This is a genomic window from Streptomyces prunicolor NBRC 13075 (genome assembly GCF_000367365.1).
GTDB lineage: Bacteria > Actinomycetota > Actinomycetes > Streptomycetales > Streptomycetaceae > Streptomyces > Streptomyces prunicolor.
In genome coordinates this window covers 1-16,730 of the sequence record NZ_BARF01000127.1, presented here as the reverse complement: position 1 = coordinate 16,730, position 16,730 = coordinate 1, and the positions used below count along the sequence as shown (strand labels likewise).

At 69.4% G+C, this 16,730-nt stretch carries 15 protein-coding genes; 11 read left to right on the top strand and 4 right to left on the bottom strand.

Going from position 1 to position 16,730, the window contains the following annotated elements; translation table 11 throughout:
- Positions 1–99 precede the first annotated feature (99 nt).
- From SPR02S_RS48270 to SPR02S_RS48225, 10 genes are all read left to right on the top strand, one after another.
- Entirely contained in the window at positions 100–1,020 is a 921-nt protein-coding gene (locus SPR02S_RS48270; protein WP_019064258.1) for a Rossmann-like and DUF2520 domain-containing protein, read from the top strand.
- Positions 1,017–2,024 (top strand): pantoate--beta-alanine ligase, encoded by a 1,008-nt coding sequence (gene panC / locus SPR02S_RS48265; protein ID WP_019064257.1) that lies wholly within the window; start codon positions 1,017–1,019, stop codon positions 2,022–2,024. The genes SPR02S_RS48270 and panC overlap by 4 nt, the downstream gene beginning before the upstream one ends.
- Positions 2,021–3,739: an L-aspartate oxidase gene (locus SPR02S_RS48260; RefSeq protein ID WP_019064256.1), complete on the top strand. Its 1,719-nt coding sequence runs from the start codon at positions 2,021–2,023 to the stop codon at positions 3,737–3,739. The genes panC and SPR02S_RS48260 overlap by 4 nt, the downstream gene beginning before the upstream one ends.
- A 5-nt stretch (positions 3,740–3,744) precedes the next feature.
- Entirely contained in the window at positions 3,745–4,722 is a 978-nt protein-coding gene (nadC, locus tag SPR02S_RS48255; RefSeq protein WP_019064255.1) for a carboxylating nicotinate-nucleotide diphosphorylase, read from the top strand.
- Positions 4,723–4,724: 2 nt separating this feature from the next.
- On the top strand, positions 4,725–5,522 hold the full coding sequence (locus SPR02S_RS48250; protein ID WP_019064254.1) for a type III pantothenate kinase: 798 nt from the start codon (positions 4,725–4,727) through the stop codon (positions 5,520–5,522).
- 394 nt (positions 5,523–5,916) lie between these two features.
- A complete protein-coding gene (locus SPR02S_RS48245; RefSeq protein WP_019064253.1) occupies positions 5,917–6,564 on the top strand; it encodes a hypothetical protein in 648 nt (215 codons plus the stop codon).
- A gap of 48 nt (positions 6,565–6,612) precedes the next feature.
- On the top strand, positions 6,613–6,792 hold the full coding sequence (locus SPR02S_RS48240) for a hypothetical protein (protein ID WP_019064252.1): 180 nt from the start codon (positions 6,613–6,615) through the stop codon (positions 6,790–6,792).
- Positions 6,793–6,962: 170 nt separating this feature from the next.
- Positions 6,963–7,352 (top strand): BlaI/MecI/CopY family transcriptional regulator, encoded by a 390-nt coding sequence (locus SPR02S_RS48235; protein WP_019064251.1) that lies wholly within the window; start codon positions 6,963–6,965, stop codon positions 7,350–7,352.
- A 9-nt stretch (positions 7,353–7,361) separates the two neighbouring features.
- Positions 7,362–7,895 (top strand): amino-acid N-acetyltransferase, encoded by a 534-nt coding sequence (locus tag SPR02S_RS48230; RefSeq protein WP_019064250.1) that lies wholly within the window; start codon positions 7,362–7,364, stop codon positions 7,893–7,895.
- A gap of 224 nt (positions 7,896–8,119) precedes the next feature.
- The gene (locus tag SPR02S_RS48225) at positions 8,120–8,455 is read left to right on the top strand and encodes a histone-like nucleoid-structuring protein Lsr2 (RefSeq protein ID WP_019064249.1); all 336 of its coding nucleotides are present in this window, start codon (positions 8,120–8,122) and stop codon (positions 8,453–8,455) included.
- Here SPR02S_RS48225 and SPR02S_RS48220 read toward each other — a convergent pair.
- Positions 8,434–9,081, bottom strand: coding sequence for an SCO3374 family protein (locus SPR02S_RS48220; RefSeq protein WP_063746327.1), 648 nt, complete (start codon positions 9,079–9,081; stop codon positions 8,434–8,436). The two genes, SPR02S_RS48225 and SPR02S_RS48220, sit on opposite strands and share 22 nt — an antisense overlap.
- A 442-nt stretch (positions 9,082–9,523) precedes the next feature.
- Between SPR02S_RS48220 and SPR02S_RS48215 the strand changes: the two genes are divergently transcribed.
- On the top strand, positions 9,524–12,052 hold the full coding sequence (locus SPR02S_RS48215; protein ID WP_019064247.1) for an ATP-dependent Clp protease ATP-binding subunit: 2,529 nt from the start codon (positions 9,524–9,526) through the stop codon (positions 12,050–12,052).
- 78 nt (positions 12,053–12,130) lie between these two features.
- Here SPR02S_RS48215 and SPR02S_RS48210 read toward each other — a convergent pair whose 3' ends face one another.
- The 3 genes from SPR02S_RS48210 to SPR02S_RS48200 all read right to left on the bottom strand — a co-directional run bounded on the left by SPR02S_RS48210 (position 12,131) and on the right by SPR02S_RS48200 (position 16,153).
- On the bottom strand, positions 12,131–15,169 hold the full coding sequence (locus SPR02S_RS48210) for an NACHT domain-containing protein (protein WP_019064246.1): 3,039 nt from the start codon (positions 15,167–15,169) through the stop codon (positions 12,131–12,133).
- A gap of 47 nt (positions 15,170–15,216) precedes the next feature.
- On the bottom strand, positions 15,217–15,834 hold the full coding sequence (locus SPR02S_RS48205; RefSeq protein ID WP_019064245.1) for an HAD family acid phosphatase: 618 nt from the start codon (positions 15,832–15,834) through the stop codon (positions 15,217–15,219).
- Positions 15,835–15,955: 121 nt separating this feature from the next.
- Positions 15,956–16,153, bottom strand: coding sequence for a hypothetical protein (locus SPR02S_RS48200; RefSeq protein ID WP_019064244.1), 198 nt, complete (start codon positions 16,151–16,153; stop codon positions 15,956–15,958).
- Positions 16,154–16,730: the final 577 nt, after the last annotated feature.

Below are 16,730 nucleotides of genomic sequence, written 5' to 3'. Positions count from 1 at the left end.
AGCCTGTGGACAACCGGACGCCCCTCGAACCGATCGCGTTAACATGACGAGAAATCGTCCGGTACCCGGAGCGGACTGGAACGGGAAGGCCGCCGTCGCGTGAGTACATTCCAACAGCCAGAGCCCAAGGACCGCCCCGCGCGGCTCGCCGTCGGTGTCGTCGGCGCCGGCCGGGTGGGCCCCGCGCTGGCCGCCTCGCTCCAACTGGCCGGGCACCGCCCGGTGGCCGTCTCCGGAGTGTCCGACGCGTCCAGGCGACGGGCCGCGCTGCTGCTCCCGGACGTGCCGGTCGTCACGCCCGCGCAGGTCCTGGAGCGCTCCGACCTGGTGCTGCTGACCGTCCCGGACGACGCCCTGCCCGGCCTCGTGGAGGGCCTCGCCGACACCGGGGCCGTACGCCCCGGGCAGCTGCTCGTGCATACCTCCGGGCGGTACGGCGCGAAGGTCCTGGACCCCGCTCTGCGGGTCGGCGCGCTGCCGCTGGCCCTGCACCCCGCGATGACGTTCACGGGCACTCCTGTGGACGTCCAGCGGCTCGCCGGGTGCTCCTTCGGGGTCACCGCGCCCGAGGAACTGCGACTGGCCGCCGAGGCCCTGGTGATCGAGATGGGCGGCGAGCCGGAGTGGATCGCCGAGGAGAGCCGCCCGCTGTACCACGCGGCCCTCGCGCTGGGCGCCAACCACCTGGTGACCCTGGTCGCCGAGTCCATGGAGCTGCTGCGCACGGCCGGCGTCGAGGCCCCCGACCGGATGCTCGGCCCGCTGCTGGGCGCTGCCCTGGACAACGCCCTGCGCTCCGGCGACGCGGCACTCACCGGCCCCGTCGCGCGCGGGGACGCGGGCACCGTCGCCGCGCATGTCACCGAGCTGCGCAAGCACGCCCCGCAGACCGTCGCCGGCTATCTGGCGATGGCCCGCGCGACCGCCGACCGGGCCCTGGCCCACGGGCTGCTGAAGCCGGAACTCGCCGAGGACCTCCTCGGAGTGCTCGCCAACGGCGCCGAGGGAGATGCCGGATGACCACCACCCTGCTGCGCACCGCCGACGAGCTGCACGCACGCACGCGTACGGGCCGCCGAGTCGTCGTGATGACGATGGGCGCCCTGCACGAGGGCCACGCCACGCTGGTCCGCACGGCCCGTGAGATCGCCGGACCGGACGGCGAGGTCGTGGTCACCGTCTTCGTGAACCCGCTGCAATTCGGCAAGGGCGAGGACCTCGACCGCTATCCGCGCACCCTGGACGCCGACCTCAAGATCGCCGAACAGGCGGGCGCGGACGTCGTGTTCGCCCCCTCCGTGGACGAGGTCTACCCCGGTGGCGAACCCCAGGTGCGCATCTCGGCGGGCCCCATGGGCGAACGCCTGGAGGGCGCGGTCCGCCCCGGCCACTTCGACGGCATGCTCACCGTCGTCGCCAAGTTGCTGCACCTCACCCGCCCCGACGCCGCCCTGTTCGGCCAGAAGGACGCCCAGCAGCTCGCCCTGATCCGCCGCATGGTGCGCGACCTGAACTTCGGCATGGAGATCGTCGGCGTGCCCACCGTCCGCGAGGCCGACGGCCTGGCCCTGTCCAGCCGCAACCGCTATCTGTCCGCCCGGGAGCGGCGTACCGCGCTCGCCCTCTCCCAGGCCCTGTTCGCGGGCCGCGACCGGCACGCCGCCCAGGAGGCGCTCCGCGCGCGGGCCCGCGAGGTGCCCGCCACGCACGCGCGTGCCGAGGCGCTCAGCGCCATAGGGGAGTCCCGCGCGGCGGCCGACGCACACGCCGTCGCCAAGGCCGCCCCCGGCCCCGGCAACCCGGCGTCCGTCCGCACGGCCGCCCGCCTGGTCCTCGACGACGCCGCCCGCCTGGACCCGCCGCTCGCCCTGGACTACCTCGCCCTCGTCGACCCGTCCGACTTCACGGACGTCGACGAGGACTTCACCGGGGAGGCCGTCCTCGCCGTCGCCGCCCGGATCGGGACGACCCGGCTGATCGACAACATCCCACTCACTTTCGGAACCCTCGGAGCCGCCTCGTGACCAGCACAGGCATACGACTGCACGCCCCCGCCCCCGGGTGGTCCATCGCCGCGGACGTCGTGGTCGTCGGCTCCGGAGTGGCCGGGCTGACCGCAGCCCTGCGCTGCGAGGCGGCCGGGCTGCGGACGGTGGTCGTCACCAAGGCCCGCCTCGACGACGGCTCCACCCGCTGGGCCCAGGGCGGTATCGCCGCGGCCCTGGGGGAGGGCGACACCCCCGAACAGCACCTGGACGACACCCTGGTGGCCGGCGTGGGGCTGTGCGACGAGGAGGCCGTACGGATCCTCGTCACCGAGGGCCCCGACGCCGTACGGCGGCTCATCGAGACCGGTGCCCACTTCGACGAGTCCTCCGAAGGAGGACTGGAGCTGGCCCGTGAGGGTGGCCACCACCGGCGCCGCATCGCGCACGCGGGCGGCGACGCGACCGGCGCGGAGGTCTCCCGGGCGCTCGTCGAGGCCGTGCACGCGCGTGGGCTGCGGACGATCGAGAACGCGCTGGTGTTGGACCTCCTGACGGACGCGGAGGGCCGGACGGCGGGCGTGAGCCTGCACGTCATGGGCGAGGGCCAGCACGACGGTGTGGGCGCCGTGCACGCGCCCGCAGTGGTCCTCGCGACCGGCGGCATGGGGCAGGTCTTCTCGGCGACCACCAACCCGTCCGTGTCGACGGGTGACGGGGTCGCACTCGCCCTCCGCGCGGGTGCCGAGGTCTCCGACCTGGAGTTCGTGCAGTTCCACCCGACCGTGCTGTTCCTCGGCACCGACGCGGAGGGCCAGCAGCCCCTCGTCTCCGAGGCGGTGCGCGGCGAGGGCGCCCACCTGGTCGACGCCGACGGCGTGCGCTTCATGGTGGGCCAGCACGAACTCGCGGAGCTGGCGCCCCGGGACATCGTCGCCAAGGGCATCATGCGGCGCATGCAGGAGCAGGACGCCGAGCACATGTTCCTGGACGCCCGGCACTTCGGCGCCGACATGTGGGAGCACCGCTTCCCGACGATCCTCGCCGCCTGCCGCAGCCACGGCATCGACCCGGTCACCGAGCCCGTCCCGGTCGCTCCGGCCGCCCACTACGCCTCCGGGGGCGTCCGCACCGACTCACGGGGCCGTACGACCGTCCCGGGGCTGTACGCGTGCGGTGAGGTCGCCTGCACCGGCGTGCACGGCGCGAACCGGCTCGCCTCCAACTCCCTTCTCGAAGGCCTCGTCTACGCCGAGCGCATCGTCGCCGACATCACTGGCAACCAGGCCGAGAACGCCCTCCACGCGCGCGTGCCCGAGCCGGTCCCGCACCCCCAGAAGCCCGCGCACCCGCTGCTCGCCCCCGAGGCCCGCTTCGCGATCCAGCGGATCATGACCGAGGGCGCGGGCGTCCTGCGCTCCGCCGACTCCCTCGCCCGGGCCGCCGAGCAGCTCCAGCGGCTGCACACCGACGCCCGCGACGCCCTCGACGAGAACGGCAAGACCGCCGAGCCCGGCGTCGACACCTGGGAGGCCACCAACCTCCTGTGCGTGGCCCGCGTCCTGGTCACCGCCGCCGCCCGGCGCGAGGAGACCCGCGGCTGCCACTGGCGCGAGGACCACGCCGAGCGCGACGACAGCGCCTGGCGCCGCCACATCGTCGTACGGCTGAATCCGGACCGCACGCTGGCCGTACACACCACGGACACCGCAGACTTCCCCCCGACCCGGCAGCACCGTCCCCAGGAGCAGTGACAGAAGTGAGCACCCACGACCTTCCCCTCGCCGACAGCGGTGGCTGCGGCGACGGCTGTGCCTGTGGCGCGGGCGCCGACGCGGAGTACATGGAGTGCGGCCTCGACCCCGCGCTCGCCGAGCTGCTGGCCGACGCCGGACTCGACCCCCTGGAGGTCGAGGACATCGCCAATGTCGCCCTCCAGGAGGACCTGGCCGGCGGCGTCGACGTGACGACCGTGGCGACTATCCCCGAAGAGGCCGTCGCCACCGCCGACTTCACCGCGCGCGAGGCCGGTGTCGTGGCGGGCCTGCGGGTCGCCGAAGCGGTGGTCTCCGTGGTCTGCACCGACGAGTTGGAGGTCGAGCGGCACGTCGAGGACGGCGACCGCGTGGAGGCCGGACAGAAGCTCCTGTCGGTCACCACGCGCACGCGTGACCTGCTGACCGCCGAGCGCAGCGCGCTCAACATCCTGTGCCGCCTCTCCGGTATCGCGACCGCCACGCGCGCGTGGGCCGACGCGCTGGAGGGCACGAAGGCGAAGGTCCGCGACACCCGCAAGACGACGCCCGGGCTGCGCTCCCTGGAGAAGTACGCGGTCCGTTGCGGCGGCGGCGTCAACCACCGCATGTCGCTCTCGGACGCGGCCCTCGTCAAGGACAACCACGTGGTCGCCGCGGGTGGCGTCGCGCAGGCCTTCAAGGCCGTACGGGAGGCCTTCCCGGACGTGGCGATCGAGGTCGAGGTCGACACGCTGCACCAGCTCCGCGAGGTCCTGGACGCCGGCGCCGACCTGATCCTGCTGGACAACTTCACGCCCGACGAGTGCGCGGAGGCCGTCGGCATCGTGGACGGCCGCGCCGCCCTGGAGGCCTCGGGCCGGCTCACCCTGGACAACGCCAAGGCCTACGCCGACACCGGGGTGGACTACCTCGCCGTAGGAGCCCTGACCCACTCCGCGCCGATCCTGGACATCGGCCTCGACCTCCGTGAGGCGCAGTAGTCATGCTCCTCACGATCGACGTGGGCAACACGCACACCGTCCTCGGCCTGTTCGACGGCGAGGAGATCATCGAGCACTGGCGCATCTCCACGGACGCGCGCCGCACCGCCGACGAACTCGCCGTACTCCTCCAGGGCCTCATGGGCATGCACCCACTCCTCGGAGAGGAGCTGGGCGACGGCATCGACGGCATCGCGATCTGCGCCACCGTCCCGTCCGTCCTGCACGAGCTCCGCGAGGTCACCCGCCGCTACTACGGCGACGTGCCCGCCGTCCTCGTCGAACCCGGCGTCAAGACGGGCGTCCCGATCCTCACCGACAACCCCAAGGAGGTCGGCGCGGACCGCATCATAAACGCGGTCGCCGCGGTCGAGCTCTACGGCGGCCCCGCGATCGTCGTCGACTTCGGTACGGCGACCACGTTCGACGCGGTCTCCGCGCGCGGGGAGTACATCGGCGGAGTCATCGCCCCCGGCATCGAGATCTCGGTCGAGGCTCTCGGCGTCAAGGGCGCCCAGCTGCGCAAGATCGAGGTGGCCCGGCCGCGGAGCGTGATCGGCAAGAACACCGTAGAGGCGATGCAGTCGGGCATCGTCTACGGGTTCGCCGGCCAGGTCGACGGCGTCGTCACCCGCATGGCCAAGGAGCTGGCGGACGACCCGGAGGACGTGACGGTGATCGCGACCGGCGGCCTGGCCCCGATGGTCCTGGGCGAGGCCTCGGTCATCGACGAGCACGAGCCCTGGCTGACGTTGATCGGCCTGCGGCTGGTGTACGAGCGGAACATGTCGCGGATGTGAGGTGGCGCCGGGGTGCGGGATGAGGCTGCCTGGCGGCGCCCCGCCCGCGCGGGTGTCGCCACCGCTTTCGCCCGCACAGAGTGTCGCCGCGTGTGACGGCGCCGGCGCGCTTATGAGGGCCGTGGTACTGCCGGGGCGGCACCCCGCCCTGCAGGCGTTGCTCAGGTACGCGCCAAGGAGGAGCCCCAGCTGCTTCCGCCCACATGAGGGCGCCGTCGCGCTCGACGGAGCCGTAGTACCGGGCCGCAGTGCGCCCGCCCCGCGCGCGGCCAGAGACACACGGCCGCCCGTCCGCCGGGCGAAAAGCCCGCGCCACACCCACCCCCTATGTCGAATTTGTCTGATTAGCGCGTATCGTCGCCGCATGCCCACGCCATACGGATCCCGCGGCGGCATGGCGTTCGGTGCGGAGGAGCTGCGTGTGCTCCGTCGCGCTCTCGCCCTCGCCCTCCAGCCCCAAACCGCCTCGGCCGAGGACGTCAAGGACTGTCTTCGGCTCGCCGAATCGCTCGACGAAGCGGTGAGGGAGGGGGTTCGGCTGCGTGCCTTCCTGGTCGCCGACCTTGCTCGGTACCGCGCCGCTCTGCCCGGCACCACCGCCGGTTACCTCACGCTCCTGGAGGAGGCGCTCGGCGCCGGGTACCGCCCGGACGTCGACGATCTCTCCGCGCTGCGGGCGCTGCGCGGGAACCCGGTGGCGGCCGTCCTCCTGGACCGCTGCCTCGCCCTCGCCGAACAGGACGTACGCGCGCGCCTGGCCCGCCGGACGACCGCCCTGCCCGCCCCGACCGTCCCCGCCTCGCGCACCCGCCTGCTGGCGCTCCCTGGAGGCCTCTCCGGCGGCTTTCGCGCAGTCGATGGCGAACCGGTCGGTGAGGACGCCAAGGAGCCCGTACGCAAGCCCGTGGAGCGGCCGGCGCCCACGCCCGCGCCCGCGGCTCCGAAGCCGTCCCGGCCCGTCCCCACCCCGGGCGAGGTCTTCCCCCGGCGCAAACCGGCATCACCTCCCGCGAACCCGCCGCAGCAACTCGCCGCCGGCTGAACCGACCCCGCCCCGTCCTCCTTCGGGCCCGTGGCTACTCTGGACGGCATGGACTATGTCTCCGCGCTCGTGCCCCCGGTCGTCATGGCCGTGTTCTTCATCGGACTGATCCGGGTCATCGTGAAGACCCAGGGCGGGGCCATGAAGGCCAAGGAGGACGCGGCCGTCGACGCCGCCATCGCGCGCGCGGAGAGCGCCCGCCAGGCCACGTCGACCACCGACGCCTGAACCTTCCCCTTTCGACGGCGTCTTCAGGTGGCGTCTTCGGACAGCGTCTTCAAGGGCGTACGACTCCCGCACGCGTGCGCGTGCTTTCCGAGTCGTACGCCCTTTTTGTGCCTTTTCCACTATGGTTCTGAGCTGTGCCTCGCCCATTGGGAGAACTCGAAGACTCGGTCATGACGCGGGTGTGGAAGTGGAACCGCCCGGTGACCGTTCGAGAAGTGCTGGAAGACCTTCAGCAGGAACGGTCGATCGCGTACACCACGGTGATGACCGTTTTGGACAATCTCCATCAGAAGGGCTGGGTGCGTCGTGAGGCGGAAGGCCGGGCGTATCGATATGAGGCGGTCTCCACACGAGCCGCCTACTCAGCGGCACTGATGAACGACGCCTGGTCGCAGAGCGACAACCCCGCCGCCGCTCTCGTCGCCTTCTTCGGGATGATGAGCGACGAACAGCGTGAGGCCCTGCGCAGTGCCGTACGCATCGTCCAGGGACCGGAAACACCCGAACCCGCGGATGGCGTCCAGAACCCCGGCTCCGCGCCCTCCGGTGGCGGGCGATAGCGTCCGCTCATGTCAGCAGAGCACCCCGAAGTCACCGCGAAAGCCATCACCGTCCGGCGGGCCAGGACCGGCGATGTCGAGGCGGTGCGCCGACTCCTTGACGCCTACGTCCGCGGTCGCATCCTGCTCGACAAAGCGACGGTGACTCTTTACGAGGACATCCAGGAGTTCTGGGTCGCCGAACGGGACGACAACGCCGAGGTCGTCGGCTGTGGGGCACTGCATGTCATGTGGGAAGACCTCGCGGAAGTCCGCACTCTCGCGGTGAAGCCGGGCTTGAAGGGTGCCGGTGTAGGTCATCAGTTGCTGGAGAAGTTGCTGCACACGGCTCGCTGGCTAGGCGTTCGTCGCGTTTTCTGTCTCACCTTCGAAGTCGACTTCTTCTCGAAGCACGGCTTCGTGGAGATCGGTGAGACACCCGTCGACACCGATGTCTACGCGGAGCTGTTGCGTTCCTATGACGAGGGTGTGGCGGAGTTCCTCGGGCTCGAACGAGTGAAACCGAACACCTTGGGCAACAGTCGGATGCTTCTGCATCTGTGATCGCGACCCTCAATTCGGTCGGGTCGCCCTGCCCAGGTTCCCTATGTCCGAAACGCGCATCTTTCTGGACGGGTGAGGTCACTCCGTCTCTCCCAGGGGTTTGTGTTTTTCCAGCAAAAGCGGTTTGCTTTCCGACGTAGTGCAGTACTGCATATAACAGGGGACGGCGAAACGGCGGACGCCGCAGACCCCAGACCCGCAAGTAATCGATGAAAGGAAATCCGGTGGCACAGAAGGTTCAGGTCCTTCTTGTCGATGACCTCGACGGTGGCGAGGCGGACGAGACGGTGACGTTCGCGTTGGACGGCAAGACGTACGAGATCGATCTCACCACCGCGAATGCGGACAAGCTCCGTGGACTTCTCGAGGCTTACGTGAAGGGTGGGCGCCGTACCGGTGGCCGCGCTTCGGGTGGTCGCGGAAAGGCGCGCGTCGCTTCCGGTGGCAGCCAGGACACCGCGCAGATCCGCGCGTGGGCCAAGGAGAACGGTCACGACGTGAACGACCGCGGTCGTGTTCCCGCGGCCATTCGCGAGGCCTACGAGAAGGCCAACGGCTGAGCGCACGAGCGCCGCAGCCGTACCCGGTGGCACTGTGTGGCCACCGTGTCCACAAGTCGTACGAGATCAGGGGCGTCCCCCACGCCCCCCACGGCCGGCATTGTCGGCAGCGAGGCCTCGACCTCGCACCCCGGCTCGGGGGGTCGCAGCCATACGGCGGCCCCCTGCAAGGGACGAGAGCGGCCCGCGGGGAGCGGTTGCCCCTTCATCGGTCCCGCGCCCGGCAGTGGTGTCCCTGCGGGCCTCGCCCCGGGGATCGGCGGTGCCTCCATGTGCCCGTCCGCGCCGAGCGCGACCAGATCCAGCGTCGGCGCCAGCGCGCCCCACTCCAGCCAGTCCAGCAGCCCCGGGAGTTCGTCCGCGCTGCCCGCGGCCACCAGCAGCCGCATCCGGTCACCCTGTACGGCCACCGGAGAGCTGGGCCCCAGCCGCCACAGCACCGCGATTCCGGCCTCGACCGGCACGTCCAGGACGTCGAAACGCAGGCCCGTGACGAGCCGTAGCGGCTCTCCGGGCACCGTGCGCCACCCCAGTTCGTTCTCGTACCAGTCCCGCTGTCGGTCGTCCGGATCGAGTGGGCGTCGGGGGAGCGGGACCGTGTGGAGAGGGGGGACTGTGCGAACCATGCCAAGAGCAACCGCCGAAGCGGGCCGGGAGTTACGCTGGGTGGTCCGGTCAATGCGCTGGGTGCCGGAAAAAGGGGCCTTCGGAGGTGCGGCGCGGCGCAACGTTGTTCGCCCGTAGCGGAGGGAACCAGTGCGAACGGCATGGAGTGTCAGTCCGTACGGGTAAGACAATCCCTAGTGGGAGGGGGCGACACGCAGAAAAGGGCGTCTCACGTTCGCCATCGGCGTACTCATGGTGAGGGTAACTGCCTGGCCTGCGGGAACATCGTCTCGCACCATCAGGTTGGAGCAGATGTCGGCGTTACGGTTCAGGAGGCAGTGTTGGTTCTCGGTCCGGTGTCGGCAGTTGGAATGAGCGGTCCCCGCTTGCGGGACTAAGCTGCGGAAGGACAGGGAGGGGAGCGTCCCCTTACTGCCTGACCGCTCTGAGGAGCGATTAACGATGTTCGAGAGGTTCACCGACCGCGCGCGGCGGGTTGTCGTCCTGGCTCAGGAAGAAGCCCGGATGCTCAACCACAACTACATCGGCACCGAGCACATCCTCCTGGGCCTGATCCACGAGGGTGAGGGTGTCGCCGCAAAGGCCCTGGAGAGCCTCGGCATTTCGCTTGAGGCGGTCCGCCAGCAGGTTGAGGAGATCATCGGACAGGGCCAGCAGGCTCCGTCCGGCCACATCCCCTTCACTCCCCGAGCCAAGAAGGTCCTGGAGCTGTCGCTCCGCGAGGCCCTTCAGCTGGGCCACAACTACATCGGCACGGAGCACATCCTGCTCGGCCTGATCCGTGAGGGCGAGGGCGTCGCCGCCCAGGTCCTGGTCAAGCTGGGCGCTGATCTCAACCGTGTGCGGCAGCAGGTGATCCAGCTGCTCTCCGGTTACCAGGGCAAGGAGACCGCCACCGCCGGCGGCCCTGCGGAGGGCACCCCCTCGACGTCCCTGGTCCTCGACCAGTTCGGCCGGAACCTCACCCAGGCCGCTCGTGAGTCCAAGCTCGACCCGGTCATCGGGCGCGAGAAGGAGATCGAGCGGGTCATGCAGGTGCTGTCCCGCCGCACCAAGAACAACCCGGTCCTGATCGGTGAGCCCGGCGTCGGTAAGACCGCCGTCGTCGAGGGCCTCGCCCAGGCCATCGTCAAGGGCGAGGTGCCCGAGACCCTCAAGGACAAGCACCTCTACACCCTGGACCTCGGCGCGCTGGTCGCCGGCTCCCGCTACCGCGGTGACTTCGAGGAGCGCCTGAAGAAGGTCCTCAAGGAGATCCGCACCCGCGGCGACATCATCCTGTTCATCGACGAGCTGCACACGCTGGTCGGTGCGGGTGCCGCCGAGGGCGCCATCGACGCCGCTTCGATCCTGAAGCCGATGCTGGCCCGCGGTGAGCTGCAGACCATCGGTGCGACGACGCTGGACGAGTACCGCAAGCACCTGGAGAAGGACGCGGCCCTCGAGCGCCGCTTCCAGCCCATCCAGGTCGCGGAGCCGTCCCTGCCGCACACCATCGAGATCCTCAAGGGTCTGCGCGACCGCTACGAGGCGCACCACCGTGTCTCCATCACGGACGAGGCGCTCGTGCAGGCCGCCACGCTGGCCGACCGGTACATCTCGGACCGCTTCCTCCCGGACAAGGCGATCGACCTGATCGACGAGGCCGGCTCCCGGATGCGCATCCGCCGGATGACCGCGCCGCCGGACCTGCGCGAGTTCGACGAGAAGATCGCCGGCGTCCGCCGCGACAAGGAGTCCGCGATCGACTCGCAGGACTTCGAGAAGGCCGCCTCGCTGCGCGACAAGGAGAAGCAGCTCCTGGCCGCCAAGGCCAAGCGGGAGAAGGAGTGGAAGGCCGGCGACATGGACGTCGTCGCCGAGGTCGACGGCGAGCTGATCGCCGAGGTCCTCGCGACCGCCACCGGCATCCCGGTCTTCAAGCTCACCGAAGAGGAGTCCTCCCGGCTCCTCCGCATGGAGGACGAGCTCCACAAGCGGGTCATCGGCCAGAAGGACGCCGTCAAGGCGCTCTCGAAGGCGATCCGTCGTACGCGTGCGGGCCTCAAGGACCCGAAGCGTCCCGGTGGTTCGTTCATCTTCGCCGGCCCGTCCGGTGTCGGTAAGACCGAACTCTCCAAGGCCCTCGCCGAGTTCCTCTTCGGTGACGAGGACGCGCTGATCTCCCTCGACATGTCGGAGTTCAGCGAGAAGCACACGGTGTCGCGGCTCTTCGGTTCGCCCCCCGGATACGTGGGCTACGAAGAGGGCGGCCAGCTCACGGAGAAGGTCCGTCGCAAGCCGTTCTCGGTCGTCCTCTTCGACGAGGTCGAGAAGGCCCACCCGGACATCTTCAACAGCCTTCTCCAGATCCTGGAGGACGGTCGCCTGACCGACTCCCAGGGCCGGGTCGTGGACTTCAAGAACACGGTCATCATCATGACGACCAACCTTGGAACCCGTGACATCTCGAAGGGCTTCAACCTGGGCTTCGCTGCCACGGGTGACACGAAGTCCAACTACGAGCGCATGAAGAACAAGGTCTCGGACGAGCTCAAGCAGCACTTCCGCCCCGAGTTCCTCAACCGTGTCGACGACGTCGTCGTCTTCCCGCAGCTCACCCAGGAGGACATCCTCAAGATCGTCGACCTCATGGTCGGCAAGGTGGACGAGCGCCTCAAGGACCGGGACATGGGCATCGAGCTCTCCTCGGCCGCGAAGGAACTCCTCTCCAAGAAGGGTTACGACCCGGTGCTGGGCGCGCGTCCGCTGCGGCGCACGATCCAGCGCGAGATCGAGGACACGCTCTCGGAGAAGATCCTCTTCGGCGAACTGCGTCCCGGTCACATCGTGGTCGTGGACGTCGAGGGCGAGGGCGACGCGAAGACCTTCACCTTCCGGGGTGAGGAGAAGTCGGCGCTGCCGGATGTTCCGCCGATCGAGGATGCCGCTGCTGGTGGCGCGGGTCCGAATTTGAGCAAGGAGGCGTAAGGCTCAGCGGGTTGGGTTTTACGGCTGGGAAGGGGTCGGTGCTTTTGGCACCGGCCCCTTTTGCTTGTCCGGGTGCGGTTAGAGGCGGTCGTCGGTTACTTGGGCGTTGGGGAAGAATTCGGCGTAGGAGTCGAGGGGGACGCCCCTTCTGCCTGACGCCTTGAGGGTGATCGTCCGCAGGCCCGGGAGGCGGGAGGCGAGGATGCGGAAGTACTTGTCGCCCGTGCGCTGGGAGGGAACGGAGAGGGACTCGACGGAGGGAAGTTCCGGCATGAACTCCAGGGCGTAGCGGTTGAGGGACGTGTTCAGGACGAGGTTCCGCAGGACGGGCAGGCGTTCCACTTGCCCCCAGTCCACGGCGCCCATGACGGCGGGCGGCCTGCCGAGGCTGAGCGAGGTGAGTGTCGGCCAGCCTTCCAGATCGCGCAAACCGGTCGTGGCCAGTGTTTCCTGGCCCAGGAACAGGTACTCCAGGGGTGCGTCCAAGGGCAGATGGTCGGAAAGGCGATCGCCCTCGAACGGCTGGTCCAGGGAGAGCCGGGTGAGCCCGCCCAGAGTCGGCAGGCCCGACGGATCGGCGATGCGGTTGAACGCCAGATCAGTGAGAGGCAGTTCGGACAAGCAGCCGAGATCCCGGACACCGAAACAGTCCTGCAGCCACAATGCGCTCAGCGACCGGAAGGCAGGCACCGCGTCCAGGGTGGACATGGTGGTGTGGTGCTCAAGGCTCAGGAGGTCGACCACGTCCAGATCAGGGACGGCATCGATGACCTCGCCGATGTCGTGTGATCCGTTGATCGTCAGCCTGCGCCAAGGGCGCATCAGCCGCAGTGCCGCCAGTTGTTCGGGCGATGAGCAACGTACGAAGAGATCGTCCCGGACCAGATGGTCGAGTACCTCGACCGCGTACTCCCGGGTGTCGAACCGGTCCCAGGTGCCCGCGAGTTGACGCCGTACGTCGAAGGAAGGATGGTCGCGGAAGCGCCGCAGTACCGCCATCGCGCCCTCGGGTTCCTGCCCGCCCAGGATCGAGGCGGTGACCGTGACGCATCGGGCCTCGTCGTTCGTCAGCCCCTCGGGTCCTGGCAGCAACTCCAGAACCAGCGGCCCGGCATCCGCCAGTGTGTGCGCGTCCGCCGTGGTGCGCGGTGGGATCAGCGCGGCCGAACGGCTCTCGACCTCGGCTCGTACCGCTGGATCCAGTGCTGTCGCATGCTCCAGGCAGACCAGTGCCAGCAGCGTCAGCCGAGGGTCCTCCCGGGCCAGCAACTGCCGTAGCACCACGACCCGTTCGCGCGGCCGGGCGTGGGCCACCGCCATGCGGATGACGTCCTCCCACTGGGTGTCGTCCGCGCGGCTGGTGAGGACGTCGAGGTGGCCCTCCTCCACGGCGTAGCGCGCGCCGAGGTAGTCCTGGAAGGTGCGGTGGACGAAGTCGACGACACCGTCGGCGGGTTGGCGGAGCAGGCCGCTTCTCAGCAGAAGGTCCCGTAGTACCGTCCTGGCGTCGCCCTGCCCGGCGACCGTGGGCAGGCACCGTTCGACGATTCCCTCCGCTGTCTCCTGGTCCATCTCCGTGCGGCCGCTCAACACCAGGGCGTACGCGAGCCGTTGGAGGATCTCCAGCTGAGCCTCCTCGCCCAGTTCCGCTCCCTCCAGCGCGCCCATGCCTCGCTCGCGGTCCCGCCGAGCCAGCAGCATCGTCAGGGCCGCGTCGTACAACTCCTTGCGGCCTGTGGGGAGATAGCCCCGGCGTTCGCGATGCAGGGCGCAAATCAGGCCGCACATCAGGGGGTTCGTGGCGAGCCGCGCCAAGTCCCGTTTCGTGCGCAGGGAGTCCAGGAGAGGGGCCTCGTACTCCGGAGCCTCTGCCGCCGTGTGCCAGCGCTCGACGAAGGTCTTCACCTCGGAGCGGCGCATCGGGGTCAGGGTTAGTTCGCGGAAGGCCTCGGAGGACAGCCAGTCGGGGCGGACCGCGCTGGGGCGGGAGGTCAGGAGCCAGCGGTTGCCCGGGAAGGCGCGGATCAGGGACTGGAGCCAGTCGCGGGTGCGGTGGCGGTCGGCCGAGGGGATTTCGTCCAGGCCGTCGACGAGGATCAGGGCGCGGCCGGCGGTCAGGACGCGTTCCGTCCAGCCCTCGGGTGGGGTGTGGGGGCAACCGGTGGAGGACAGGAAGGCTTCGGGGGAGGGGAGTTGGCCGGCTCGGATGAGGGTGCGCAACGGGAGGACGTACGGGATGCGGTCGCCGTCCCTCGCCGCCGTCACCGCGAGCCACTGCACCAGCGTCGTCTTGCCGGAACCCGCGTCGCCGCGCAGCAGTACGCGGTCGTGGGTCGACAGGGCGTCCTCGGCCGGGAGTTGGACGGTGAAGGCGGCACCCGGGTGTTCGTCGGGGAGCTGCCGTTCCTCCGTCTCCGCTGCTTCCAGGCTGAGGTACGCCACCTCCAAGGGCCAGCGGTCCGGAGAGTCGCGGAGGTCGATGCCGTAGATGGTGATGTGGTTGTGGCGCTCGGCGACGTACGGGAGGTAGCGCCGTTCGAAGGCGCGGTCCTGGGAACCGGGGCGGGGGCTGCGGGCGATCAACTCGTCGATGCGGGCGATCAGTTCGGCCTGGGTGCGGGTCTGTTCGACGAGGGTGCGGGCCACGAACGTGGAGCGGCGGGTGAAGAACTCCAGGATCTGGAGGCAGGCCCACTCGGTGGCGTTTCCGAGGAAGTAGCGGGCGTCGGTGGAGAGTCCGTCGGGGGCCGGGGCGCCGTACTCCAACTGCCTTGCCAGTTCCCGGTGTCCGAGGCGTACGGCCTGGACGTCGTCCATGTCCAGGCTGCCCAGGGCGAGCAGGCGGCGGGCCAACGCGTCGGCCACGGCGGTCTGTTCGTCGGGTGGGAAGGGGGCCTCGCCGGGGGAGTCCACCGCCCGCGCGACCAGGTGGTCGGCGAGCTTGTGGACGTCCTTCTCCGTCAGGGTGCGTTTCTCGCCCTTGAAGGAGACGAGGGAGGAAAGGCGGACCGGTTTGTCGACCAGGCCCGCGCCGGGGGCGTCGGGCACGAACAGCTTCTTCAGCAGCGGTGTGATCAGGCTTGACGCCAACTTGCCACCGAGTACCGCGGGCTCCATCCGCCGCCTCACCCCCGTCGTCGAGCGAACGGACGGAGCCTAACGGGTCACGACAACTGGCCGTCGTAGTCCGGCAGTTTGAAGGTCTTCTCGGCGTGGCCGCCCGACAGGTCGGTGGCGCTGTTGCCGATGTTCGCGATGATCGTGTAGCCCTTGTTCTCGATCGCGGTGCGCTGGGCCGTCTTGTAGTCGGCGACGTCCTTGAAGAGGTCCAGGAGGCCGCGCACGTAGAGGCCGTCGACGTCGTAGCCGTCGTGTTCGAGGTTGTACTCGGTCGGCAGGTAGATGATGCCGGGGCGGGCCGTGACGAAGAACAGCGAAACCCCGTGTTCCTGGGCGTACTTGGCGACCGCGAGGACCGGCTTGTTGGCCGGCTGCGGCCAGCTGAAGCCGAAGTCCGTCTCCAGGGTGGTGTTGTCGATGTCGAAGACGATCGCCTGCTTCTCGCCGGGCCTGGTGGCCGCGATGCGCTGCTTCAGGTAGGGCAGGGCCTGGTTCATCACCGTCCGGCAGTCCGCCTGCCAGGTGCCGTAGTCGACGGTGGCGGTCGCGGCGGTGGTGCTTGCCGTTGTCGCGGCTTCTGCGGGGACGGTCAGCGTCGCGAGGGCGGTCGCGGTCACGGCGACGGTGGCGGTACGGCGGGCCCAGGGGCGTCGTCTCGTCATGGGGGTGGGGGTTCCTCTCACGTCTGTGCGCTGCCGGTTGGTGCAGATGGCATGGTCGCGGGCGAGGGTGGCGTGAGGGGAACCGTAAGGTTACTGGAGGGTAGGTGTATAGAGGCTTGCGTCAGTTGAGCTTGATGGTGGCGGGGAGTTTGTCGGCGTTGAGGAGGCGGCAGGTGGGTGGGGTGGTTATGCGGATGAGGGTGGGATGGGTGGCGAGGGGGTTCACGTCGATCGCGTCGACCCCGTAGATGTGGAGGGAGGTCATCGCGGGGAAGACGGTGGCGGCCGCCCTCGGATCCAGTGCCGCCTGTCCGGCCATCACAAAGACGGTCTTCACCTGGTCTAAGCAGACACCGGTGGACGCACTGTTGGTGAGTTCGGCGGGGTTCAGACTCAGGATCGTCAGGTTTTCCAGGCGCGCTACCGCCTGCCAAGTCCTCCTGGGTGAGCGGGGTGTCCACGTCAAGTCCGAGCTGAACCAGCAGGGGAAAATCAGTCAGCGCGCTGAGGTCGCGGGCGTTGCGCGGCAAAAAGAGGCAATCGAGTGGAGCCTCACGTGGCACGACGTCGAGCCCCTGCCACTCGGATTCCGTACGCAGGCCGAGCATGGTGAGCCGGGTGAGTTCGCGCAGTGGGCTCAAGTCGCCGATTTCAGGGAGATTGGCCATATGCAGCCTCTCCAGAGGTAGGCGCGTCAGCGGAGCGAGAGACGAGATTCCCGGGCAATCTGTTAGGTAAAGGATGCGAAGGCGCTGATATCCCCTCAAGAAAAACAGGTCTGTGACTAGGGAGTTGTTTCTCAGGGCGAGGCTCTCGAGTTGCTGTTCACCCAGTGTGGCCACGATCTGGGCCTGGCTGAAGTCGCCATGCAGCTCGACGTAGCTGTGTCCTCCTAG

Coding starts and splice junctions, on each gene's coding strand:
- panC (WP_019064257.1), top strand. CDS start 1,017: ATGACCACCACCCTGCTGCGCACCGCCGACGAGCTGCACGCACGCACG.
- SPR02S_RS48250 (WP_019064254.1), top strand. CDS start 4,725: ATGCTCCTCACGATCGACGTGGGCAACACGCACACCGTCCTCGGCCTG.
- SPR02S_RS48245 (WP_019064253.1), top strand. CDS start 5,917: ATGGCGTTCGGTGCGGAGGAGCTGCGTGTGCTCCGTCGCGCTCTCGCC.
- SPR02S_RS48240 (WP_019064252.1), top strand. CDS start 6,613: ATGGACTATGTCTCCGCGCTCGTGCCCCCGGTCGTCATGGCCGTGTTC.
- SPR02S_RS48235 (WP_019064251.1), top strand. CDS start 6,963: ATGACGCGGGTGTGGAAGTGGAACCGCCCGGTGACCGTTCGAGAAGTG.
- SPR02S_RS48230 (WP_019064250.1), top strand. CDS start 7,362: ATGTCAGCAGAGCACCCCGAAGTCACCGCGAAAGCCATCACCGTCCGG.
- SPR02S_RS48220 (WP_063746327.1), bottom strand. CDS start 9,081: ATGGTTCGCACAGTCCCCCCTCTCCACACGGTCCCGCTCCCCCGACGC.
- SPR02S_RS48215 (WP_019064247.1), top strand. CDS start 9,524: ATGTTCGAGAGGTTCACCGACCGCGCGCGGCGGGTTGTCGTCCTGGCT.
- SPR02S_RS48210 (WP_019064246.1), bottom strand. CDS start 15,169: ATGGAGCCCGCGGTACTCGGTGGCAAGTTGGCGTCAAGCCTGATCACA.
- SPR02S_RS48205 (WP_019064245.1), bottom strand. CDS start 15,834: ATGACGAGACGACGCCCCTGGGCCCGCCGTACCGCCACCGTCGCCGTG.
- SPR02S_RS48200 (WP_019064244.1), bottom strand. CDS start 16,153: ATGGCCGGACAGGCGGCACTGGATCCGAGGGCGGCCGCCACCGTCTTC.